We start from the raw sequence: 23,254 nt of genomic DNA, 5'->3' as shown, positions 1-23,254 counted from the left end.
ATGTTTGTGAAATTCAACTTTTCAAATTCTACGGTGTCGCGGAAGATTCGCCCTCCTTCTTTTATTTGGCTTGAGCCACTCACCCCACCAGGAGCACCGCATGGGCGCACCCCTTGTTTTCATCGATGGCGACCAAGGCACCACCGGCCTGCAGATCCATGAACGCCTGCAGGGCCGCAAGGACCTGCGCCTGCTCACGCTGCCCGAGCAGGAGCGCAAGGACCCGGCGCGCCGTGCGCAGGCCATCAACGCCTGCGACATCGCGCTGCTGTGCCTGCCCGATGGGCCTGCGCGCGAAGCGGCGGCCTCCATCGTGAACCCGGCCGTGCGCGTGATCGATGCCAGCTCCGCGCACCGCACCGATCCGCAGTGGATCTACGGCTTCCCGGAGATGAGCACGGAGCAGTCCCGGCGCATCGCCAGCGCGCGGCGCGTCAGCAACCCCGGCTGCTATCCCACGGGCGCCATCGCCCTGCTGCTGCCGCTGGTGAAGGCCGGCCTCTTGCCCGCCGACCATCCGCTGGCGATCCATGCGGTGTCGGGCTACTCCGGCGGCGGCCGCGCGCGGGTAGATGCTCATGAAGGGGCGGGTGCATCGCATGCAGCCACGTTCCAGGTGTACGGCCTGGGGCTGGCCCACAAGCACGTCCCCGAGATCCAGGAACACGCAGGCCTGGCACAGCGGCCGTTCTTCCTGCCGGCTTACGGCTCGTTCCGCCAGGGCATCGTGCTCACCATCCCCTTGCTGCTGCGGCAATTGCCGGCGGGCGTGACGGCCGACCAGCTGCAAGCCTGCCTGCAACAGCACTACGAAGGCGCCGTGCACGTGGAAGTGATGGCGCAAAAAGACGTTCAGGCCACGCAGCACCTGGACCCGCAGGCACTCAACGGCAGCAACCAGCTGCGGCTGGCCGTTTTCGCCAACCCGCAGCATGGGCAGGTGCTGCTGGCCGCTGTGTTCGACAACCTGGGCAAAGGCGCCTCGGGTGCGGCCGTGCAAAACCTTGACCTGATGCTGCAGCACGCGGCTTAGCGCTTAAACAGCACGGCTGGTTCGGGCGAGGGATGCCCGCGGACGGCAGCTTCCCGCAGCAGTTCCAGGGCTGACCCCGCAGTGGCGCGGGGCTTGCCGTGCCAGCGCCACTCTAGAATAGGCCATGGGGCATGACAGGCCTCATGGCGGGCCCCTATCGCACGGCACGCACTCCCTCGCTCCCCAGCCTTAGCAGCAGCCCCTTTCCATGACCACCGCATCACTTCCCTCCATGATCAAGGCAGCCAGCAAGCCATGAAGCTCTGGCTGGCCCGCCACGCAACGCCGCTGGTTGACGCCGGCATCTGCTACGGCAGGCGGGACGTGGCGGCCGACGCCGCGGCGACCGCCGAATGCGCACAGGCGCTGGCACGGCTGCTTCCAGCCGGCGTCCGCGTCAGCCATTCCCCGCTCGGTCGATGCGTGCAACTGGCGCAAGCCTTGTCCGAACTGCGGCCCGACCTGGCCTGCACCAGCGACCCGCGACTGCAGGAGATGGACTTCGGCGCCTGGGAAGGTCGGGCCTGGCAAGACATCGCCCCCGCCGAGCTGCAGGCCTGGACTGACGGCTTTGCCGAATATGCCGCGGGCGGCAGCGGCGAAAGCACAAGCCAGATCATGGCACGCGTGGCTTCGGCCTTTGACGAATTGCAAGGCCGGCCCGACACGCTGTGGATCACCCACGCCGGTGTCATACGCGCTGCGGAACTGATTGCGCGCGGTGTGCGTCAGATCAGCCAGGCCGGCGACTGGCCCAGAAACGCACCAGCCTACGGCCAATGGTGCACACTCGAACTGAAAACACCCTCCTGACGAAACCGACAAGGCACAAAAAATGGCAGCAAATCTGGATGGTCAGCTCGTGGTGGCGATCTCGTCACGCGCGCTGTTTGATTTTGAGGAAGAAAACCAGGTCTTTGAAAGCGGCATGGCGGCCGCGCCACCGCCCGGCGTCAAAAAAGACGCGGCCTACATGAAGCTGCAGCTCGAACGCCTGGATGTGCCGGCCAAACCCGGCGTGGCCTTCTCGCTGGTCAAAAAGCTGCTGGCCTTCAACGACGCACCCGAAAGTGCCGGCGAGGCCGCCAGCCCGGCGGCGCCCGCGCAGCGTGTGGAAGTCGTGATCCTCTCGCGCAACGACCCGGTATCCGGCATGCGCGTGTTCCGCTCGGCCCAGCACTACGGCCTCAAGATTGAGCGCGGCACCTTCAACCGCGGCGAAGCGCCCTGGCGCTACCTCAAGCCGCTGCACGCCAACCTGTTTTTGTCGGCCCACTTGAGCGACGTGCGCGATGCGCTGGCCGCGGGCGTGCCGGCCGCGCAGGTCTACCCGCATTCGGTGCGCGCCAGCGATGCCCATCCCAACGAAGTGCGCATCGCCTTCGACGGCGACGCGGTGCTGTTCTCGGACGAAGCCGAGCGCGTGTTCCAGGCCCAGGGTCTCTCGGCCTTCCAGCAGCACGAGCGCGACAAGGCCTCGCAGCCGCTGCTGGCCGGCCCCTTCAAGCCCTTGCTCGAAGCCCTGCACCGGCTGCAGCAGGTCGGCACCTCGCACATGCGCATACGCACCGCGCTGGTCACCGCGCGCAGCGCGCCGGCGCACGAGCGCGCCATACGCACGCTGATGGAATGGAACATCGAGGTCGACGAGGCCATGTTCCTGGGCGGCCTGGCCAAAGGCGAGTTCCTGCGCGAATTCGAGCCCGACTTCTTCTTTGACGACCAGACCGGCCACGTCCATTCCGCCGCCCAGCACGTGCCCTCGGGCCATGTGGCCAGCGGCGTTTCCAACCAGCTTTCCTGAACTTCAAACAACAAAGAACGCCCGCCATGAACCAGACGCCCCCTTCCGGCCTGCTCGCCAAGTTCAGCGCTTTCAGACAATTTTGCGCAAGGGTCTGGGCGCTTTCAGCGCCCTACTTCCGATCGGAAGAAAAATGGAAGGCACGCCTGCTGTTGCTGGCCATCGTGCTGCTCAACCTGGGCACGGTTTACATGGCGGTGCAGTTCAACGACTGGTACCGCGTGTTTTACGACGCGCTCCAGAACAAGGACCAAACGGTCTTCTGGCAGCAGATGGGCCGATTCAGCTACCTCGCCTTTGGGGCGATCATCGTCGCCGTCTACAAGTTTTACCTGACCCAGTTGCTGCAGATGCGCTGGCGCGCCTGGATGACACGCGACTACCTGCGCCGCTGGCTGTCGCACCGCGCCTTCTACAAAATGGAGCTTGGCCGCTATACCGCCGCGGCCAATGCCAACGAAAGTCCGGACAATCCCGACCAGCGCATCCAGGAAGACGTGCATTCCTTCACCACGGCCACGATTTCACTGAGCATGGGGCTGCTCAACGCCGCTGTGACGCTGGTCAGCTTTGTCGGCATCCTCTGGGCGCTTTCAGGCTCCTTCGGATTCACCCTGGGCGGCAGCAGCTATACCATTCCGGGCTTTATGGTCTGGGCCGCGCTTGCCTATTGCGTGGTCGGCAGCGTGCTGGCGCACTACATCGGGCGGCCGCTGATCAAACTGAACTTCTTGCAGCAACGCTACGAGGCCAATTTTCGCCACCACATGGTTCGGGTGCGCGAATACAGCGAATCCATCGCGCTGGACAACGGCGAGGCGGTGGAACGCGGCCAGCTCGATGGGCGCTTCACGACGGTGCTCGCCAACTACCTGAACCTGATACGCGCCAACAAAAAACTCATCTGGTTCCAGAGTTTCTTCGGCCAGGCCGCCGTGATCTTCCCCTTCCTTGTGGCGGCACCGCGGTTCTTCAGCGGCGCCATCCAGCTCGGCGAACTGATCCAGATATCGCAGGCCTTCGGCAAGGTCCAGGATTCACTGAGCTGGTTTGTGGACAACTACGACACGCTCGCCAGCTGGCGCGCGACCACCGACCGACTGACCAGTTTTGAAGACAGCATGGTCGCGCAGACCCAGGACAATGAAAGCCTTGTCACCACGCCGTCCAACACGCTGGAATCCACGGGCCTCAAGCTGGCACTGCCTACGGGCGTCGTGCTGCTGGCCGATACCTCGCTGAAAGCGCACACCGGCGACCACATCCTTCTGAAGGGCCCCTCGGGCAGCGGCAAGTCCACCCTGTTCCGCGCCTTTGCCGGCATCTGGCCTTTTGCCAGCGGCAGCATCGCCAAACCGAGCAATGCGATGTTCATTCCGCAGCATCCCTATTTCCCCAATGGCTCGCTGCGCGATGCGCTGGCTTATCCGGAACCCGCCACCGCCTACAGCGATGACGCCCTCAGGCAGGCGCTGGAGGAGGCCCTGCTGCCCGACCTGGCGGCGCGGCTTGACCAGGAAGACGCCTGGAGCCAGAAGCTTTCGGGCGGCGAGCAGCAGCGCCTGGCGATCGCGCGCGTGCTGCTGAAAAAGCCCAAGTGGATATTCGCCGATGAAGCCACCAGCGCACTCGACGAAACCGCCGAAAAGACGCTGTACGAGCGTTTGCTCGCGCTCGTGAAATCGTCGGGCGGCGCCATCATCTCCATTGCCCACCGGCCCAACGTGGCGGCCTTCCACGACAGGCAGTGGACGCTTGAAAAACAGCCGCCGGGCTCCAATGCCCTGTACAAACTGACGGCCACCCAGCTCCCCCCAGGAAACGCCGCGCATGCCTGAAGAAATGTCCAGGGCTCCCGCGCCGGAGCCCGCCGACCTCTCGGCCTGGGCGCCCATCAAGCGCCCGGTGTTCCGCATGCTGTGGAGCACCTGGCTGGTCGCCAACATCTGCATGTGGATGAACGACGTGGCGGCCGCCTGGATGATGACCTCCATGACCACCTCGCCGATCTGGGTGGCGCTGGTGCAGTCGGCCTCCACCTTGCCGGTGTTCCTGCTGGGCCTGCCCAGCGGCGCGCTGGCCGACATCCTGGACAGGCGGCGCTACTTCATCATGACGCAGTTCTGGGTGGCGGTGGTGGCCACCCTGCTGTCCATCACCGTGATCTCGGGCGTGATGACGCCGCCGCTGCTGCTGGCGCTCACTTTTGCCAACGGCGTGGGCCTGGCGATGCGCTGGCCGGTGTTTGCCGCCATCGTGCCCGAACTCGTGCCGCGCGTGCAGCTGCCCGCCGCGCTGGCGCTCAACGGCGTGTCCATGAATGCCTCGCGCATCGTCGGCCCGCTGGTGGCCGGCGCGCTGATCGCCGGCGCCGGCACCGAATACGTCTTTGTGCTCAACGCCGTACTGTCGGTGATCTCGGGTTTTGTCATCATGCGCTGGCGGCGCGACCACGCGCCCAGCCCGCTGGGGCGCGAGCGCCTGGTCAGCGCCATGCGCGTGGGCCTGCAGTTCGTCAGCCAGTCGGCGCGGCTGCGCGCGGTGCTGCTGCGCATCGCCATCTTCTTTTTCCATTCCACCGCCCTGCTGGCGCTGCTGCCGCTGGTGGCGCGCGGCCTGCACGGTGGCGATGCCGGCACCTTCACGCTGCTGCTGGCCTCCATGGGCACGGGTGCCATCGTCGCCGCGCTCAACCTGCCGCGGCTGCGCCAGATGATGCCGCGCGACGTGCTGGTGATGCGCTCCACCATGCTGCAGTCGGCCTCCATGGCCGTCATGGCATTTGCCCCCAACGCCTGGGTAGCGGTGCCGGCCATGATGCTCAACGGCATGGCCTGGATCACCTGCGCGAATTCGCTCAGCGTGTCGGCCCAGCTCGCCCTGCCCGACTGGGTGCGCGCGCGCGGCATGTCCATGTACCAGATGGCCATCATGGGCGCCAGCGCCGCGGGCGCGGCGCTGTGGGGCCATGTATCCACCCTGAGCAGCGTCTCCACCGGCCTGCTGGTCGCCGCCGCCAGCGGCACGGTGGTGATGCTGGTGGCGCAGCGCCTGGTGTCCGACCTCAGCATCGAGGAGGACATGACGCCCTCGCGCCAGTTCAAGGCGCCCGTGGCCGAAGAGCCGCCCGGCGTGGGCAATGTGGTGGTGACGATTGAATACCTGATAGACCCAGCGCGCGCCGACGACTTCCGCGCCCTGATGCAGGAAAGCCGGCGCAGCCGTTTGCGCCAGGGCGCGCTCGAATGGGAACTGCTGCGCGACGTGAACAAGCCCGGCCGCTTTGTCGAGCAGATCGTCGACGAATCATGGACCGAGCACCTGCGCCGCTTCGACCGCGTCACCGCGAGCGATGTGGTGTTGCGGGAGCGCAAGCTGGCGTTTCATATCGGCGAGGAACCGCCCGTGGTCACGCGCTGCGTGATAGACAGCTTGTGAGGATTTGACTCCTTCCCCCGCTGGGGGAAGGAGCAAGAGGCTCAGCCTCCCGCCGCGTAGCGCTCGAATCCTCTGGCTCGCAACTCGCAGGCTGGACAGCTGCCGCAGCCATAGCCCCACACATGCCGGTGCACCCGGTCGCCCAGGTAGCAGGTGTGGGTGTGCTCGATGATCAGGTTCACCAGCGCCTCGCCGCCTTGCGGCTGGCCTGACTTTTCTCCGATGTCGTGCGCGAGCCGCCAGGTGTCGGCCTTGTCTATCCACATCAGCGGGGTTTCGATCAGGAAGCGCTTGTCCATGCCCAGCGACAGCGCCAGCTGCATGGCCTTGATGGTGTCGTCGCGGCAATCGGGGTAGCCCGAAAAATCGGTTTCGCAGACGCCGGTGACCAGCACCTGCAGGTCGCGCCGGTAGGCCAGCGCCGCCGCCAGCGTGAGGAACAGCAGGTTGCGCCCCGGCACAAAGGTGTTGGGCAGGCCCGAGCTTTCCATCTTGAAGGCCACATCGCGGGTCAGCGAGGTGTCGCTGACCTGGCCCAGCACCGCCAGGTCCAGCAAATGGTCTTCGCCGAGCTTGTAGGCCCATTGCGGGAACTGTGCCTTGATTTCGCGCAGCACGTTGAGGCGCGCCTCCAGCTCCACCTTATGGCGCTGGCCGTAGTCAAAGGCCACGGTTTCGACGCGTTCGTACTTGGACAGCGCCAGGGCCAGGCAGGTGGTGGAATCCTGCCCGCCGGAAAACAGCACGAGTGCGGATGTATGCATGCCGATCGCCTCCTTGCCGCGCTTAAATCAGTTTTCGCTTCGCCAGGCTGTGCATCAGCGCCGAAATGCCGAAGGTCCAGGGCGCGGCCTTGTCGGAGGTGGTCACGCGGTTGACCAGGCTACCCAGCTGCGGCGTGGCCACCGTCACCACGTCGCCCACCACGTGGGTAAAGCCCTGGCCCGGGCCGTGGCGGTCCTGCGTGGGGGCGAACATGGTGCCCAGAAAGAGCATGAAGCCATCGGGGTACTGGTGGTTGGCACCTATCGCTTGGGCCACCAGGTCCAGCGGGTCGCGGCTGATCTTGCTCAGCGAGCTGCCGCCTTTCATTTCAAAACCCTCGGTACCGGTGACCGTCATGTTCAGGTCGCTGCGGCGCACGTGCTCGATGTTGAATTTGTCGTCGAACAGGCGGATGAAAGGGCCTATGGCGCAGGAGGCGTTGTTGTCCTTGGCCTTGCCCAGCAGCAAAGCGCTGCGGCCTTCGAAGTCGCGCAGGTTGACGTCGTTGCCCAGTGCCGCGCCCACCGTCTCGCCGCGCGAATTGACGGCCAGCACGATCTCGGGTTCGGGGTTGTTCCAGTGGCTGTGCGGGTGTATGCCCACTTCGGCGCCCGTGCCCACGGCGCTCAGCGGCTGGCTCTTGGTGAAAATTTCTGCGTCGGGGCCTATGCCCACTTCCAGATACTGCGACCACACGCCCTGGGCGATCAGCACTTCCTTGAGCTTGTCGGCCTCGGGCGAGCCGGGCTTGATGCTGCTGAGGTTGTCGCCGATCACGCCGACCACCGCCTTGCGCACCGCCTCGGCCTTGCTGGCGTCACCGCGCGCCTGCTCCTCGATCACGCGCTCCAGCATGGAAGCCACAAAGGTCACGCCGGCCGCCTTGAGCGCTTGCAGGTCGCAGGGCGCCAGCAGCCAGGGCAGCGCGGGCTTGCGCGCATCGGCCGCGGAATTGGCCAGCACCTCGGCCGTGCCCGCCAGGCGTGGCAGTGAGGGCGCGGCGGCGCGCACAGCCTTGGCCACGCCGGGCAGCTCGAGCAACTGGCTGGCCGTCGGCGCCACGCTGGAGAGGTCGAACACGCTCTCAGGCGTGACCAGTGCGAGCACCGGCCCGCTGCCCTGCACCCATACGCGCCCGACCAGCAGGGCGTCGGCGGCATCAACAGGCAGGGCGGAAGCAAGGCTCAGGGAGTTTTTCATGATGAGGAATGGGTTGCTGGATGAAACAGTGCGCCAAAATCGGCTCAGGCCGCCAATACTACAGGGGTCGGGCCGCCGCCGGCGCCGCTACACTGAAATGCCCACCCGCCTTCGCAGGCAGCCCCACCTTCTCCCCGACACCCATGCCACTCACCCCCGAACAGATCACGCAAGCCGCCACGGAACTCGCCGCCCGGCGAAACAGCGCCAAGCCCGGCCCGCGCCTGCCCGAAAGCTGCCGCCCGCTGGAGCTCGAGGACGCCTGGCAGGTGCAGCTTGCCGTCATGCGCAGCCTGGGCCAGGCCGTGGGCGGCTGGAAGGCCTCGCCGCCCAGCCCCGGCAAACTCGTGGTGGCGCCGATTTACCAGCCTGCCATCAGCCGCGCCGCGGTGTGCAGCGTGGCTTTTCCGGCGGACAGGGACCTGGACGGCGTCAAGGTCGAACCGGAGCTGGCCTTTGTGCTGGCGAAGGATTTGCCCGTGCGGGAGCAGCCCTACACCGAGGCCGAGATTAACGCGGCTGTAGGCTGCGTGCATGCGGCACTCGAAATCTGCGCGAGCCGCTATGCCGATCCCATGGGCCTGCCCTTTCCCGAGATGCTGGCCGACGGCCTGGTCAACAACGGCCTGTGGCTGGGGCCTGAGTTGGCGGCACCTGAAGCCGCGGCTTTTGAACTGCGCTGGCAGGCCGGCGACCAGCCCACCCAAAGCGCCGAAGCCAGGCACCCCAACGGCCACCCGCGCGCGCCGCTCTACTGGCTCGCAAATTTCCTGCGCGAGCGCGGCCTGGGCCTGAAGACCGGCCAGGCGGTCATCACCGGTTCCTATGCCGGCGTGCTCACGGTGCCGACCGGCCAGCCCCTCAAATTCGACTACGCGGGCTTGGCCGGTTTTGAAGTGGAATTCCGCAGGGGCTAAACGCTTCCCCGCGAAGTGCCGCGTATATAGGGCGAGAAATGGCCGGTGATGGCACCGCGCCTTGCTAAGCTGGTGGCTTCCTCTTTTTCCAGCGGAGACACCCCATGCGCGCCCTTCACCACCAGCAATTCCTGAACCTCCACCAGGCCGGCAGCATGCTGCTATTGCCCAATGCCTGGGATGCCGCCAGTGCCAGGATTTTTGAAGCCGCGGGCGCCAGCGCCGTCGCGACCAGCAGCGCCTCCCTGGCCTGGGCCTGCGGTTATGCCGACGGCGGCGCGCTGCCGCCTGAAGAACTGCTGCACGCCGTCGGCAACATCACACGTGTCCTGAAATTGCCGCTGACCGTGGACATGGAAGACGGCTACAGCGCCGACCCGGCTGAAGTCGGCCGGCTGGCCGCCGAACTTGCGGGCAAAGGCGCCGTGGGCATCAACATCGAAGACGGCAGCGATGCACCCGCGCTGCTGGCGGGCAAGATAGGCGCCATACGTGCCGCGCTCAAAGGCAAGCCGCTCTTCATCAACGCGCGCACCGACGTCTACCTGCGACGGCTCAAGGTCGAAGGCAGCCCGGCCCAGGCCAGTGTGGAGCGCCTCAAGCTTTACCAGGCGGCCGGCGCCGACGGCGCTTTTGTGCCCGGCCTCACGGCCCTGCCCGAAGCGCAGGAAATCAGCGCGGCCGTCAATATGCCGCTCAACCTGATGGCCATGCCTGGACTGCCCGCCATCGCCGCGCTGCAGGCGGCCGGCGTGCGGCGCCTCAGCGTGGGGCCGGCCCCCTTCCAGGTGGCGTATGAACACGCCAAAACCAGCGTCGAGGCCTTGCTCAAACAAGACCTGTCGCCGCTGCTGGGCCCCAAGCTCGACTATTCGGCGATGAACGCCCTGCTGGCGACCGACCGCTGACTCCAGCCATCGCCCCCACTGCCATCGCCTGAATCCTTCCGGGGTTCAGGCGATTTTTTCATGGATGAGGGTCTTTTTTGGGGCCAGGCGTCACAAACGGCAAGGCAGGATCGTCAATACGGTGTGACACCCAACTTTTAACGTTTTTAAAGGAAAACACCATGACTGCCACCACGGCAACCACCACCGCCAACACCGCCCCCGTCCGCATCGACCTCGCCATTCCCGAAGTCTTCCCCGCCCTGCTCAAGGCCAGTGAAACCATAGGCGGCCTGGGCCTGGACAAAAAACTGCACCACCTGATCCACCTGCGCGCCTCACAAATCAACGGCTGCGCCTTCTGCGTCAAGATGCACCTGCGCGAAGCCCGTGAAGACGGCGAAACCCAGGACAGGCTGGACCGCCTCGTCGTCTGGGCCCATGTGAACGACTTCAGCGAAGCCGAAAAAGCCGCGCTGGCCTGGACCGAAGCGCTGACCGAACTCGACCACAAGACCGACTACGCAAGCCTGCGCGGCCGCTTGCGCGCCTTCTTCAGCGACAGGGAAATCGGCGCGCTGACCGCTACCATAGGCATGATCAACCTCTGGAACCGCATCCAGGTTTCGGCACACTGAGCGAAGCTAAGGCGCACCATGAGCACCATCGACCCAACCGCCGTGTTTGAAGAAAGGCGCAAGCATTTGTTCGGCTTGGCCTACCGCATCCTCGGTTCGCGGGCCGATGCCGAAGACGCCGTGCAGGACGTGTTCATCAAGTGGCTGGCGGCAGACCACGCGAGTATCGCAACGCCTGCCGCCTGGCTCACCACCCTCTGTACGCGGCATTGCATAGACATGCTGCGCGATGCCCAACGCAGCCGGGTCGACTATGTCGGCACCTGGCTGCCCGAACCTATCCAAACCAGCACCGACGAAACACCGGAAACGCATGCGCTGCTGGCCTCGTCCCTGAGCATGGCTTTTTTGCTGCTGCTGGAGCGGCTCACGCCCAAGGAGCGCGCCGCCTACCTGCTCTATGAGATTTTTGACACGCCCTATCCCCAGATAGCCGAGATGCTGGACATGGAAGAGGCCGCCTGCCGCAAGCTGGTCTCGCGCGCCAGCGTCAACATCGCCCAGGGCAAGGTGCGGCACGTGACGCCGCCCCAGGTGCAGGACGGCCTGCTCAACGCCTTCCGTGAAGCCATCACCGCCGGCAGTACCGACGCGCTCGCCAGCCTGCTGTCGGACGACATCGCCGTCTGCGCCGACAGCGGCGGCAAGGTCAGTTCCATCGAAGGCGTTTTTCAGGGCAAGGGCAGCGTGCTCACGCTCATCAGCACCCAGCTGGCGCGCTACTGGGCCGCCTACGAATGGCTGCCCTGCGAGATCAACGGCGGCCACGCCATCCTGCTGCGCGCGAACAACGGCGAGATCGCCGCGGCCATTACCTTCGCCTACAACGAAGAAGGCAAGGCCACCAACATCTACATCATGCGCAACCCCGACAAGCTCGACGGCCTGGCCTTCGGGCCCGAGGCCGTGGCCTAGGGCGCCTATGGCCGGTCGCGTCAGACCAGCCCCAGGTCCCTGGACTTGATGCCGGCAAAGATCTGCTCGGTCTGCGCCGGACCCAGTCCGTACAGGCGCGCCATCAGCCCTCCCAGCACCGCGCGGTAGTCGTTCAGCACCTGGAAGTCGCGGTTCTGAAACAGCGAAGGCGCGTCAACCTTGAGCTGTTCGCCGGCGACCTTGCCGCCGCGCAGGCCGCCGCCCAGAACCCAGTACACCGTGCCGTGGCCGTGGTCGGTGCCGCGGTTGCCGTTCTGGCGGAAGGTGCGGCCAAACTCGCTGAGCACCACCACCGTCGTGTCTTTCCACATTGCCCCCATTTCACTGGCATAGGCCGCCAGGCCGCGGCCGAGTTCGTCAAAACGCCCGGCCAGGTAACCGGTGCCCGCGCCCTGGTTCACATGCGTATCCCAGCCGCCCACGTCGACAAAGCCGATGCTGTAGCGCTCTTTCATCAGCCGCGCGATGCGCCGGGACTCCAGCTCAAACCCCTTGGCGGAAATTGCGTTGCGGTTGGCCGCATCCATTTCAGCGGACATCTCGCGCATCACCTCGTCGCGCACGGTGAATCCTTCGTTCACCGCCGAGGCCAGCGCGGTGTTCTGGTACATGGCGGAAATGATCTGGCTCTGGCGCACATCGAGCGAGGGCTTGGCGATTGACTTGAGCGCCGTATTGGGCACGCGTGCCGTGCCCTGGAACACCAGCGGCAACTGGTCGGTGAAAGCCATGGGCTCGGCGCCGCGCAAGGTGGCGGCCAGCCGGTTGAGGAAACCCGAGCGGTAGTTCCTGCTCTGGTCCAGCGGCTGGCCCAGCTCTATGCTGTCCTGTGTTTCAAAGTGGCTGCGCGAGGTGTCGGGCGTGCCGGCAAACGGGATGAACGCCGCCTCGCCTTTCTGGAACATCGGGTAAATGCTTTCCCGCAAGGCCGGATGCAGGCCCCAGTCGACGTCAAGGGGGAGCGCGGTGTTCTGGTCCGCCGATGGCCTGGGGATCGCGATGTCACGCCGAGCCTCGTAATAAAAGCTGCTGCCCACCGGCACCAGCAGACTGGCCGCGTCATAGCCGCCGCGCAAAAACACCAACAGAAAGCGCGGCTGGCCGCTGCCCGCGGCAAACAAGCGGCCGCCCGCCAGCGACATGGCGCCGGCGCCTGCGGCTTTGACAAGATCGCGTCTGTTCATGGGGCAATTCCTTTCAGCGGTTCATCATCTCGGGTGACGACAGCAAAAAAGTGTTCCATTCCTGCGGCGAAGCGGCCTGCTCCAGCGCCCGGCGTGTGGCCGGGCTCAGGGTTCTGGCCACCGACTGGTAGTACAGAGCATTGGCGAGCTGCGGAAAGGCCGCGCGCTCCACCGGCTGCGGCCCCTCGGTCTTGAAGAGCCCGGCGTTGCCCGAGCCGATCGCCTTGGCAATCTCAAAGCGCGTGGCCATCTGGCCCGGGCTGGCCCAGGCCGACTCAGCGATGGGATAGCCGTCGGGGGTCTGGCGGCCATACAGCGGCTCGCCCATGCGATTGAGCCAGTTCATGATGGGCCCGGCATTGAGGATGGGCTTGTCGTCATAGGCCATGCGCACGGCGGAAATCACGTAATGCATGGGGTCCTTGAACTTGCGGCCGGCGCCCTGCGCGAATTCGCTGGAGCCCAGCAGCGTTTTGAGCGTGGCGGCAATGTCGCCGTCGCTGCGCTGAAAAGTCTGGCTCATGCGATCCACCAGCGCCGGCGGCGGTGCATCCGCCAACCAGTACTGCGCCAGCTTGCGGCTGATGTAGCGGGCCGTGGCCGGGCTGCGGGCGAGGCGGTCGATGGCTTCGTCCACCTCAGGCAGGCCTTTGGCGGTGATGGGTTTTCCCAGCAACTGCTTGGCGCCGAAATCATGCCTTGCCGGGTTGAACTCGAACAGGCCGCGGCGCACATACAACGCCTGCAGTTCGGGTTTCAGCGTTGGGTTGCCTGCCTGCAGGTTGACGCCCACACCCGTCAGCACGCGGGCCAGTTCCTGCACATCGTGCTGGCTGTACCCCCCGTCCACACCCAGTGTGTGCAGCTCCATCAGCTCGCGCGCGAAGTTTTCGTTGATGCGGCCGGCCGCGTTCTGCTCATTGTCCAGGTAGCGCAGCATCACCGGGTGGTAAACCACCGCGCGCAGCAGCTCGCTGAACTTGCCCAGCGCCCTGGGCCGCACCGCCGTCTCCTCGTAGTCGCCCAGCATGGGACGGATGTTGCTTTTGTAAAGGTGAACGCTGAAGTGATTCATCCAGAACCAGGTCATCTGCTCCTGAACCTGGTTGCTCGAATACAGGGCCCGCAGCACATGCCGCGTGGCGGCCTCACGCCCCAGGCGGTTCATCTCGGCCTGAAAGCTCTGCTGAGCCGCTTTTTTTTCGTCATCGTTGGCCAGCGCATTGGCCTCCTTGTTGCGCTGCTCCAGTTCCTGCACCAGCGCCACCATGGGCCGCTGGCTGATCGTCATCGCGCTGATCTGCGCCGCCACCGCCTCAGGCAGTTTCGCCGCGCCGGGGTGAAGCTGCTCAGCCAGGTAGGCGTCAAACCCTTTGGGGGCGATCTGCTCCACCGACGAAGGAGAGGCGCCCCAGGTCACGCGGTTGACCCACAGGTAGCCATCGGCTGGCGCAGCCTGCCGGCCTCTATCCGATGTATCCGCGCCGGGCGCCGCACAACCCGCCAGCGTCAGGGCCAGAGCCAGGCAGGCCAGGCTGCGGGGGGAAAATCGGGGAATGGGGTGTTGGGTCATAGATCACGAATCTTGTCACAGCAGCCAACAACGGCAGCCCATCCATGAACAACGCCTCAGCAGGCCACGGCGACTACGCCGGGCTCAGCCCGGCGCTGTAACAACACGTGCCGCAGCCGCTTACTTTTTGGCGCGCAGCGCGTCAATGCCCCATGCGCCGCCGCCCGCGGCGGCCATGAACAGGAAGACAAAGCAGAACAACACAGCCGACTCGCCGCCGTTGAGCATGGGCGAGAGCACAAAACCCTTGGAGGCATGGCCGATGAAATACGCAAATGCCAGCAGGCCCGACAGCATAAAAGCCACGGGTCGCGTGAACAAGCCCAGCAACAGCAGCGCGCCGCCAAAGAGTTCAAGGATGCCGGCAAAGCCGATCAGCGACAGCACCTGCAACCCGTCGAAATACGCCACGTGGGGAAAGCCCAGCAGCTTGGCCGTGCCATGCTGGATCAGCAAATAGGCCGAAACAATGCGAAGCACCGACAGCGCGCGCGACGTGAGTTGTGGGTTGTTGCTGGCAAACGCCATGGGAATCCTCCGTTAAAAGGATGTGTGACGGGGGCGGCGCCGAAAAGTTCAGCGGGCACGGCGGAAAGTTGCCAATGCGTACCTCAGCGTGCGGCAGGCGCCGCGCTTTTTTCGGCCAGCAGCTGCACCAGGTGCTGGCGTATCACCGAGGTGATGTGCTCGCGCTTGCCCTGCTCCAGCATGCCGATCAGCCGCGTCGGCGGCCGGCCCGGCAGCGGCAGCACGCGCAGCAGCGCGTCATTGGCCCAGTCGGCGTTCTTGACATGCGGCACGATGGTGACGCCCACGTTCTGGCGCACCAGCTCGATGATGGCCGACAGCGAGCTGAGCTCCAGGAAATCCTGCGGGGCCAGGCCCAGCTTGCGCAGGGTCTGCTCTATGCGTATGCCGCTGGGCGTGCGCCTGTCGAAGCGCAAAAAAGGCTGCTCGCGCAGCAGTTTTTTGAAGTCGCTGCCCGGCGGCGCGACCTGCGAACTCGCGACCACCGTCAGCGGCTCGGTGTACAGCGGCGTCCAGCGCATACCCTTGCGCTCCAGCGGCGAGTCGTCGACAAAGATGGCGGCGTCGAGTTCGCCGCTTTGCACGCTGCGCGCCAGGCCGCTGGATTCCTGCATGACCAGGCGCACATTGAGGCGCGGGTAGAGCGGCTTCATGCGCACCACGGTGTTCGAGAGCAACCCCATGGCCGTGACGATGGAGCCCACCGTCACGGTGCCGGCGATCTCGCCCTCGCCTTCCAGGCCCTCGCGCATCTGGTCGTAGTAGCCGATGATTTTTTCGGCATGCGCGACCAGCGCGCGGCCGGCGTCCGAGAGCACCACGCCGCGCCCGGAACGCTCGAAAAGCACGGTCTTGAGCTCGGTCTCCAGCGCGCGCATTTGCACCCCGACCGCCGCCTGCGTCAGGGCGACCCGGTCGGCCGCCGCGGCGAAAGAGCCGCCGTGCGCCACGACCAGAAAGGTCCTCAGGAAACGTATGGTGCTCACGTGGGATGGACCTCAATACAAAAGAATAACTTTAGCATCTCAAAACATAATATAGATATATTTTTTAAACTGGATGGAGAACAATCCGCCTTAACAGGCTTGTGTGACGGTCAGATGTCTTGCCCACCCACGCTTGCAGCGCGGCCCAGAACCGGCCGCTTTCGAGTCTTATTTGTGGGTGATGATGTGTATGCCTGAAGTGCTCCCAGCGAATGCCGCAACGGCTTCAACCCTGTCTTTCGGTGAAAAACGGGCAGCGGCGATTTACGACCTGGGCCACAGCACGATTTTTGCGTCGCGTACCGACCCGCGCTTTTCCTATTGCACCTATGCGCCGCCGCATTTGCACGAATCCACGCAGCCCATGCAGCTGGTGGTCGTGGTGCACGGCACGGGCCGCGCCTTCACCGAGTACCGCGACGCCTTTGCCGCCTTCGCCAAGTGGAACGACTGCATCGTGCTGTGCCCGCTGTTCCCGGCCGGCCCGCAGGGCGACGGCAACCGCGACGGCTTCAAGCACCTGCGCGAGGCCGACATCCGCTACGACCAGATCCTGCTGAGCATGGTCGACGAGGTGGCGGTCAAGTTCGGCTGTGATTTTTCCAAATTCGCACTCTTTGGTTATTCCGGCGGCGGCCAATTCGTCAACCGCTTCGGCCTGCTGCATCCCGAGCGCCTCTGGGCCCTGTCCATAGGCGCGCCGGGTTCGGTCACGCTGCTCGACTTCGAGCAGGATTGGTGGGTGGGCGTGCGTGATTTTGAAAAGCGCTTCGGCAAGGCCCTCAACCTGCCAGCGCTCAAGGCATTGCCGGTGCACATGGTGGTCGGCAAGGCCGACATGGAGACCTGGGAGATCACCCACCGCGAAGGCGGCAAGTTCTTCATGCCCGGTGCCAACGACGCCGGGCGCACGCGGCCCGAGCGGCTGGAAACCCTGCGACAGTCCTTTGCCAAGGCCGGCGTCCAGGTCACCCTGGACCTGGTCGACAACGTTCCCCACAACGGCCTGGCCTGCGTGGACACGGTGCAGGACTTCTTCGCGGGCGTGCTCAGCAACATGCGCAGCAAGGCGCCCAAGGCCTGACCATGCTACGTTTCGCGCTGGCCCGCCTGGTGATGGCGATACCGACCCTGCTGATCGTGGCGGTCGCGGTGTTTGTGCTGATACGGCTGATTCCCGGCGACCCTGCCCAACTGCTGCTGGGCGACCTGGCCGACCCGGTGCGCCTGGCCGACCTGCGCGCCCAGCTCGGCCTGGACAAAAGCTGGCCGGTGCAGTTCGGCATCTGGGGCCGCCATGTGCTGGGCGGCGACCTGGGCGTGTCCATCACCACCGGCGAGCCGGTGCTGCAGCTGGTGCTGAGCCGCTTTGCAGTCAGCGCGCAAATCGTGCTGGTGGCGGTGTTTTTCGCCACCCTGGTCGCGGTGCCCGCCGGCATGATCGCCGCCTGGAAGCAAAACCGCCTGCCCGACCTGATGCTGGTCGGCGCGGCCACCTTGCTGGTCTCGATTCCCACCTTCTGGCTGGGCCTGTTGCTGCTGCTGTTCTTCGGCCTCAAGCTCGAATGGCTGCCGGTGGTCGGTTATGTCTCGGTCATGAGCGACTGGAAGTCCGGCCTGCTTTACCTCTTGATGCCGATACTCACGCTGTTCCTGCATGAAATCGGCGTGCTGATCCGCATGGCCAGGGCCAGCACGCTGGAGGTGCTGCGGCTGGACTACATCACCCATGCGCGCGCCAAGGGACTTTCCGAGCGCGCCGTGCTGGTGCACCACGCCTTTCGCAACTCCTTCGGCCCGACCTGGACCCTGATAGGCCTGGTGCTGGGCAACCTGCTGGGTGGCGTGGCCGTGGTCGAGACCGTGTTCACGATTCCCGGCCTGGGCCGCCTGCTGGTCGACGCCATCTTCGCGCGCGACTACCCGGTGATCCAGGGCTGCCTGCTGCTGGTGGGCGTGATCTATGTGGTCACCAACCTGGTAATTGACCTCTGCTATCCGATCTTCGACCCCAGGGTGCTCGCGGAATGAAAAAGTTTTTAAGCCCGCAGGCGCTGATAGGCCTGGCCATCGTGGGCATCATCCTCGCGGCGGCCGTCCTGGCCTTCTTCTGGACGCCGCATGAGCCGCTGAAGATCAACTTCATGGCGCGCCTGAAGCCGCCCAGCGCCACTTACTGGCTGGGCACCGACGAGTTCGGCCGCGACGAACTTTCGCGACTGATGGCGGGCGCCTCCAACAGCATGTGGATCAGCTTCCTCACGGTGCTGTTTTCCATCACCGTGGGCACGGCCATCGGCGTTTTGACCGGCTTTGTGCGCGGCTGGACCGACCGCGTGATCATGGCCTTCATCAACGCCCTGCTGGCCTTCCCCGGCCTGCTGCTGGCGCTGGCGCTGCTGGCGGTCCTCGGCGCCAACAAGTACGGCATCATCCTGGCGCTGGGCCTGGCCTATACGCCGTCCGTCACGCGCATCGTGCGCGGCACGGTGATGTCGCTGCGCGAAAAGGAGTTCATCGAATCCTCGCGCGTACTCGGCAACTCGGAGCTCTACACCATGTTCCGCCACGTGCTGCCCAACTGCGTGGCACCGCTCACGGTGCTGGCCACCTCGATGTTCGGCTGGGTCATCCTCGCGGAAAGCGCGCTGTCCTTCCTGGGCCTGGGCGTGCCGCCGCCGGCGCCGACCTGGGGCAATATGCTGGCCGCGGCTCGGCCCTTCATGGCGCAGGCGACTTACCTTTCCATCTTCCCGGGCCTGTGCATCGCGCTCACGCTGCTGGGCATCAATTTCCTGGGCGACGCGGTGCGCGACCTGCTGGATCCGCGCATGAGGGGCATCGAATGACGCAACTGGTGGATGTCTCCGGTCTGAGCCTTTCCATCGGCAAGGGCGGCCGCGAAATCGTGCGCAATGTGTCGTTTACCGTCGCGCCCGGCGAAATCGTCGGCATCGTCGGCGAATCGGGCAGCGGAAAGACCCAGGCCGCGCGCGCCATCATGGGCCTGACGCCGCCGCCGCTGGTGCGCAGTGCGGGCCGCATCCTGTTTGAAGGAGAAGACATGGCGGCGGTGGGCGACGCACGCTTGCGCAAGCTGCGCGGCGCGCGCATAGGCATGGTGTTCCAGGAACCCATGACTTCGCTGAACCCTTCGATGACCATAGGCCGCCAGCTTGACGAAGGCCTGGCCCTGCACCGGCCCGAGCTGTCGCCGGCCGCGCGCCGCGACAAGGCCCTGGCCATGCTCGCGCGCGTCGGCATCAGCGACCCGCAGGCCGCGCTCAGCGCGTGGCCGCATGAATTTTCAGGCGGCATGCGCCAGCGCATGATGCTGGCCTCGGTCATGCTGCTGGAGCCGGCGCTGCTGATCGCCGACGAACCGACCACGGCACTGGACGCGCTGGTGCAGCGCGACGTGCTGGAGCTCATGGTCGGGCTCACGCGCGAACACAACACTGCCGTGCTGCTGATCAGCCACGACCTGCCCATGGTCGCGCGCTACACCCAGCGCATGATCGTCATGCAGCAGGGCGAGGTCGTCGAAGCCGGCGACACGGCCGCCATGCTGGCCGGTCCGCAGCAGGACTACACACGCAAGCTGCTCGAAGCCATTCCACGACGGCAAGCCGCGCGTACGATTGCCGACGAACAGCCCGTCATCGAGGTGCGCCATCTTGTCGTCGACTACCCCGGCAAGCGCAGCCTGTTCGCCAGGTCCGCCGCCAAGCGCGTGCTGCACGGCATAGACCTGGTGGTGCGCCCGCGCGAGATCGTCGCGGTGGTGGGCGGCTCTGGATCTGGCAAGACCACCTTGGGTCGCGCAATTGCCGGCCTCATCAAACCCACCGAGGGCGACATCCGTTTCCGTGGCCATGCCATCACCCGCCGCGACGCGGGCTGGCTGGACTACCGGCTCAATTGCCAGATGGTTTTCCAGGACCCGTATTCGTCCCTCAATCCGCGCATGAGCATTGGCCAGCTGGTCGGCGAAGGCCTGCGCCTGGTGCCCGGCCTGACGGCGGCCGAGCGGCAAGCGCGCGTGGCCAAAATGCTGGACGAAGTCGGGCTGCAGCCCCAGCATGCGGCGCGTTATGCGCATGAACTCTCGGGCGGCCAGCGCCAGCGCGTGGCGATTGCCCGCGCGCTGATACGCGAGCCGGCCTTTGTGATCGCCGACGAGCCGGTGTCGGCCCTGGACGTCACGGTGCGCGCCCAGGTGCTGGCGCTGCTGGCCGAGCTGCAGGAGCGCCACGGCTTTGCCTGCCTGTTTATCAGCCACGACCTGGGCGTGGTCGAGCAGGTGGCCGATCGCGTGGTCGTGATGCAAGCCGGCCGCATCATCGAGCAAGGCAGCCGCGACGAGGTCTTCGACCACCCGCAGCATGCCTACACACGCAAACTGCTTTCCGCGATTCCCGCGCTGACGCCCACCGGGCAGGGCGGCATGCAGCTCAAGTGGCGTTTTGACGATGCCGACGCGCCCTCGGCCATGAACCCCATTCCAGCCTGATTTTTAAGGAGCTTTTGATGCTTTCCCTGCGATTGAATTTTCTGGGTGCCGCCGCGCTGGCGGCCTGCGCCGCGGCCCAGGCCCAGGCGCCCGCGCAAATCGTGGTCGCGCAGCCCGCCGACATCCGCTCGACCAACCCGGGCGTGAACCGCGACAACACCACTGACGGCGTGGTGCTCAACATCGTCGAAGGCCTGGTCGCCCACCACGAGAACGGCACCATAGGCCCGCTGCTGGCGCGCTCCATCGTCACCAGCCCCGACGGCCTGACCTATATCTTCAAGCTGCGCACCAACATCAAGTTTCACAATGGCGAGCCCATGACTTCGGCCGACGTGCTGTGGAGCTGGAAACGCTACATGGACCCGAAAACCGACTGGCGCTGCCTCAGCGAGTTCGACGGCCGCTCCGGTGTCAAAGTGACCTCGGTCACCGCGCCCGATGCGCAAACCGTGGTCATGCAGCTGGACCGCCCCTCGGCCGTCTTCCTCGACAACCTGGCGCGCACCGACTGCGGTATGACGGCCGTGCTGAACAAAAAATCCGTCAAGGAAGACGGCAGCTGGGACAAGCCCATTGGCACCGGTCCCTTCAAGTTCGAGGAATGGAAGCGCGGCGAGTACGTGACCCTGAGCGCCTTTGCCGATTACCAGTCACCTCCCGGCACCAAACCCGACGGCTACCTGGGCCTCAAAAAACCGCTGGTCGAGCAGGTCAAGTTCCTGACCGTGCCCGACATGTCGACCTCCAAGGCCGGCCTGCAGTCCGGCGCCATCGACGCCGGCCAGATCACCTCTTCCGACGTGCAGGAGCTCAAGGCGAATAAAAACCTCACGGTGGTCGGTGCCGTCGACGCGGGCAAGAACACGCTGCTGATGCAGACCAACGATCCGTTGCTGAAAGACGAACGCATACGCCAGGCCATCGCGCTGTCGCTGGACATGAACCAGCTGGTCGCTGCCTCGTCCGAAGGCCTGGCCAAGGTCAACAACTCGGCCATCCAGGGAACATCGGCCTTTTACAGCGCGACGCAGAAAAAAGGCTATCGCTACGACCCGGCCAAGGCCAAACAACTGCTCAAGGAAGCCGGCTACAAGGGCCAGCCCATCGTGATCCAGGCCAACAAGCGCGCCCACGTGCCCAGCTTCTCGGTCGCGGTGATGAGCCAGGCCATGATGCAGGCCGTGGGCATCAACGCGCAGATCGAGGTGCTCGAATGGGCGACCCAGCTGGACCGCTACAACAGCGGCAACTACCAGCTGAGCTCCTTCACCTATTCCTCGCGCCTGGATCCGGCCCTGAGCTATGAGCAGTTCTCGGGCAACAAGGCCAAGCAGCCGCGCAAGGTCTGGGACGACCCGGCTGCGCAAAAGCTGATAGACCAGAGCTTTGCCGAAGCCGACCCGAAAAAGCGCCAGGCCTTGTTCGACCAACTGCACACCATGATGCTCGCCAAGACGCCGCTGGTCATCCTCTACAACGTGACCGATTCCTGGGCCGTGCGCAAGCGCGTGTCCGGCTTCACGGTGTGGGAAGGCAAGCCGCTGCTCTGGAACACCAAGCTGGCCGGCAAGTAATTTTCAGCATCCTCTTTCACTCGCCTTGATGCGCAGCGCGCGCAAGGCATGGACAGGCACGCCTCGCGGCGACCACTATCGCCTCCTGGCACTTCTTCCGACACTCTTTACGGGCAGCGCAACACATGGCAAACATCGAACAGTTTCCCTTTATCTCGGTTTCCGGCAGCCCGCGTGAGCGCGGCCTGCAGTACGGCCGCCAGGCCGCCGGCCGGGTGCGCGGCAGCGCGCGCCTCTACGGCCAGACCCTGGTCAACCTGGGCTACAGCGATCAGGCGCGCGCGCGCCTGATCGACTTCTTCGCCAAGGAGATCGGCGACTTCGCGCCCCACTACATCGACGAGATGCGCGGCATCGCCGAAGGCGCGGGCGTGGACTTCCAGGACATCGTGATGATCAATGCCCGCACCGAGGTGCTGGCCAAGGCGCGCGCCGAGAAAGTCCAGCAGGCCGACAAGGAGCCCGGTGACGGCTGCACCGGCGCGCTGATACTGCCCGAGCGTTCGGCCAACGGCAACCTGCTGCACGGGCAGAACTGGGACTGGCGCGCCGAATGCGTCGAAACCGCCGTCGTGCTGCGCGTGCGCAACGACAACGGCCCCGACTTCCTGACCTTTGTCGAGGCCGGCGGGCTGGCCCGCAGCGGCTTTAACAGCGCGGGTGTGTCCATCACCGCCAACTACCTGGAATCGGACCGCGACTTCAAGCAGCTGGGCGTGCCACTTTCGCTGATACGCCGCAAGGTGCTGGAGCAGGAGATTTTTTCGCTGGCCATGAAGGCCGTTGCGGCCACGCCCAAGTCCTGCTCCAACAACCTCATGCTGGGCATGGCCCAGGGCTTCGGCATCGACTTCGAATGCACGACCAACGAGTCCTTCCCGATCTACCCGGGCGCCGACAACCTGATCGTGCACGCCAACCACTGGATGAGCCCGGTCGCACTGAGCAAGCTCGTGGATATGGGCATTTCCCAGTCACCCGACAGCCACTACCGCGACTGGCGCGTGCGCAAGCTGCTCAATGCCAAGGACAAGCTGAGCCGCCAGGATTTGAAGAACGCTTTTTTTGACGACTTCGGCCTGCCTTATTCCGTCTGCCGCCCGCCGCGCCTGGGCAGCCATGACAACCTCTCGGCCTCGGTGGCCATGGTCATCATGGAGCCCGCCGCCGGCGAGATGGAAGTCGCGCCCCTGCCGGCACTGAACCGCGTGTTCACCTGCTACAGCCTGACGCAGGAGCCGCGGCTTTCCGCAGCCTGAAACAGCTCTCCATGAC

General features: G+C 65.3%; 21 protein-coding genes. 15 read left to right on the top strand and 6 right to left on the bottom strand.

Annotated elements, in window-relative coordinates; translation table 11 throughout:
• Window positions 1–100 precede the first annotated feature (100 nt).
• The 5 genes from argC (at window position 101) to ACEN8I_RS05940 (ending at window position 6,275) form a co-directional block, all read left to right on the top strand.
• Entirely contained in the window at window positions 101–1,033 is a 933-nt protein-coding gene (gene argC, locus ACEN8I_RS05960) for an N-acetyl-gamma-glutamyl-phosphate reductase (RefSeq protein ID WP_413327353.1), read from the top strand.
• 255 nt (window positions 1,034–1,288) lie between these two features.
• Window positions 1,289–1,846: a histidine phosphatase family protein gene (locus ACEN8I_RS05955; protein WP_413327351.1), complete on the top strand. Its 558-nt coding sequence runs from the start codon at window positions 1,289–1,291 to the stop codon at window positions 1,844–1,846.
• Window positions 1,847–1,868: 22 nt separating this feature from the next.
• The gene (locus ACEN8I_RS05950) at window positions 1,869–2,837 is read left to right on the top strand and encodes a 5'-nucleotidase (protein WP_413327348.1); all 969 of its coding nucleotides are present in this window, start codon (window positions 1,869–1,871) and stop codon (window positions 2,835–2,837) included.
• A 26-nt stretch (window positions 2,838–2,863) separates the two neighbouring features.
• Window positions 2,864–4,675 carry an ABC transporter ATP-binding protein/permease gene (locus tag ACEN8I_RS05945; protein WP_413327346.1) on the top strand — a complete coding sequence of 604 codons (1,812 nt, stop codon included), beginning with the start codon at window positions 2,864–2,866 and terminating at the stop codon, window positions 4,673–4,675.
• Complete coding sequence (locus ACEN8I_RS05940) at window positions 4,668–6,275, top strand: MFS transporter (RefSeq protein ID WP_413327344.1); 1,608 nt, start codon at window positions 4,668–4,670, stop codon at window positions 6,273–6,275. Before ACEN8I_RS05945 ends, ACEN8I_RS05940 begins: the two co-directional genes overlap by 8 nt.
• Window positions 6,276–6,316: 41 nt before the next feature.
• Here ACEN8I_RS05940 and queC read toward each other — a convergent pair whose 3' ends face one another.
• Both queC and ACEN8I_RS05930 read right to left on the bottom strand, forming a co-directional pair.
• Complete coding sequence (gene queC, locus ACEN8I_RS05935) at window positions 6,317–7,039, bottom strand: 7-cyano-7-deazaguanine synthase QueC (RefSeq protein ID WP_413327342.1); 723 nt, start codon at window positions 7,037–7,039, stop codon at window positions 6,317–6,319.
• 22 nt (window positions 7,040–7,061) lie between these two features.
• Window positions 7,062–8,240 carry a fumarylacetoacetate hydrolase family protein gene (locus ACEN8I_RS05930; RefSeq protein WP_413327339.1) on the bottom strand — a complete coding sequence of 393 codons (1,179 nt, stop codon included), beginning with the start codon at window positions 8,238–8,240 and terminating at the stop codon, window positions 7,062–7,064.
• A gap of 143 nt (window positions 8,241–8,383) precedes the next feature.
• Between ACEN8I_RS05930 and ACEN8I_RS05925 the strand changes: the two genes are divergently transcribed.
• From ACEN8I_RS05925 to ACEN8I_RS05910, 4 genes are all read left to right on the top strand, one after another.
• Entirely contained in the window at window positions 8,384–9,157 is a 774-nt protein-coding gene (locus ACEN8I_RS05925; protein WP_413327337.1) for a hypothetical protein, read from the top strand.
• A 104-nt stretch (window positions 9,158–9,261) separates the two neighbouring features.
• Window positions 9,262–10,065: an isocitrate lyase/PEP mutase family protein gene (locus ACEN8I_RS05920; RefSeq protein WP_413327335.1), complete on the top strand. Its 804-nt coding sequence runs from the start codon at window positions 9,262–9,264 to the stop codon at window positions 10,063–10,065.
• Between the two features lie 161 nt (window positions 10,066–10,226).
• On the top strand, window positions 10,227–10,682 hold the full coding sequence (locus tag ACEN8I_RS05915) for a carboxymuconolactone decarboxylase family protein (RefSeq protein ID WP_413327332.1): 456 nt from the start codon (window positions 10,227–10,229) through the stop codon (window positions 10,680–10,682).
• 18 nt (window positions 10,683–10,700) lie between these two features.
• On the top strand, window positions 10,701–11,597 hold the full coding sequence (locus tag ACEN8I_RS05910; RefSeq protein WP_413327330.1) for a sigma-70 family RNA polymerase sigma factor: 897 nt from the start codon (window positions 10,701–10,703) through the stop codon (window positions 11,595–11,597).
• Between the two features lie 20 nt (window positions 11,598–11,617).
• On the opposite strand, the gene ACEN8I_RS05905 is transcribed toward ACEN8I_RS05910, so the two are convergent.
• The 4 genes from ACEN8I_RS05905 to ACEN8I_RS05890 all read right to left on the bottom strand — a co-directional run bounded on the left by ACEN8I_RS05905 (window position 11,618) and on the right by ACEN8I_RS05890 (window position 15,889).
• Window positions 11,618–12,802 carry a DUF1501 domain-containing protein gene (locus ACEN8I_RS05905; RefSeq protein WP_413327328.1) on the bottom strand — a complete coding sequence of 395 codons (1,185 nt, stop codon included), beginning with the start codon at window positions 12,800–12,802 and terminating at the stop codon, window positions 11,618–11,620.
• Window positions 12,803–12,815: 13 nt separating this feature from the next.
• Complete coding sequence (locus ACEN8I_RS05900) at window positions 12,816–14,375, bottom strand: DUF1800 domain-containing protein (protein ID WP_413327326.1); 1,560 nt, start codon at window positions 14,373–14,375, stop codon at window positions 12,816–12,818.
• Between the two features lie 120 nt (window positions 14,376–14,495).
• Window positions 14,496–14,903 carry a DoxX family protein gene (locus tag ACEN8I_RS05895; protein WP_413327324.1) on the bottom strand — a complete coding sequence of 136 codons (408 nt, stop codon included), beginning with the start codon at window positions 14,901–14,903 and terminating at the stop codon, window positions 14,496–14,498.
• A gap of 83 nt (window positions 14,904–14,986) precedes the next feature.
• Window positions 14,987–15,889 carry a LysR family transcriptional regulator gene (locus ACEN8I_RS05890; RefSeq protein WP_413327322.1) on the bottom strand — a complete coding sequence of 301 codons (903 nt, stop codon included), beginning with the start codon at window positions 15,887–15,889 and terminating at the stop codon, window positions 14,987–14,989.
• Window positions 15,890–16,079: 190 nt separating this feature from the next.
• Here ACEN8I_RS05890 and ACEN8I_RS05885 point away from each other — a divergent pair, with 190 nt between their 5' ends.
• From ACEN8I_RS05885 to ACEN8I_RS05860, 6 genes are all read left to right on the top strand, one after another.
• A complete protein-coding gene (locus ACEN8I_RS05885) occupies window positions 16,080–16,973 on the top strand; it encodes an alpha/beta hydrolase (protein ID WP_413327320.1) in 894 nt (297 codons plus the stop codon).
• Window positions 16,974–16,975: 2 nt separating this feature from the next.
• Window positions 16,976–17,920 carry an ABC transporter permease gene (locus ACEN8I_RS05880; protein WP_413327317.1) on the top strand — a complete coding sequence of 315 codons (945 nt, stop codon included), beginning with the start codon at window positions 16,976–16,978 and terminating at the stop codon, window positions 17,918–17,920.
• The gene (locus ACEN8I_RS05875) at window positions 17,917–18,738 is read left to right on the top strand and encodes an ABC transporter permease (protein WP_413327314.1); all 822 of its coding nucleotides are present in this window, start codon (window positions 17,917–17,919) and stop codon (window positions 18,736–18,738) included. Before ACEN8I_RS05880 ends, ACEN8I_RS05875 begins: the two co-directional genes overlap by 4 nt.
• Window positions 18,735–20,402, top strand: a complete 1,668-nt coding sequence (locus ACEN8I_RS05870) for an ABC transporter ATP-binding protein (protein WP_413327312.1) — start codon at window positions 18,735–18,737, stop codon at window positions 20,400–20,402. The genes ACEN8I_RS05875 and ACEN8I_RS05870 overlap by 4 nt, the downstream gene beginning before the upstream one ends.
• 17 nt (window positions 20,403–20,419) lie before the next feature.
• Window positions 20,420–21,979, top strand: coding sequence for an ABC transporter substrate-binding protein (locus ACEN8I_RS05865; RefSeq protein ID WP_413327310.1), 1,560 nt, complete (start codon window positions 20,420–20,422; stop codon window positions 21,977–21,979).
• Window positions 21,980–22,104: 125 nt separating this feature from the next.
• Window positions 22,105–23,238, top strand: a complete 1,134-nt coding sequence (locus ACEN8I_RS05860) for a C45 family autoproteolytic acyltransferase/hydolase (RefSeq protein ID WP_413327308.1) — start codon at window positions 22,105–22,107, stop codon at window positions 23,236–23,238.
• The last annotated feature ends 16 nt before the right edge of the window (window positions 23,239–23,254 follow it).

This window comes from Polaromonas sp. CT11-55, assembly GCF_047303325.1.
Taxonomy (GTDB): domain Bacteria; phylum Pseudomonadota; class Gammaproteobacteria; order Burkholderiales; family Burkholderiaceae_C; genus Polaromonas.
The sequence above is the reverse complement of the archived record's forward strand: the minus strand, read 5'-3'. Positions and strand labels throughout refer to the sequence as shown.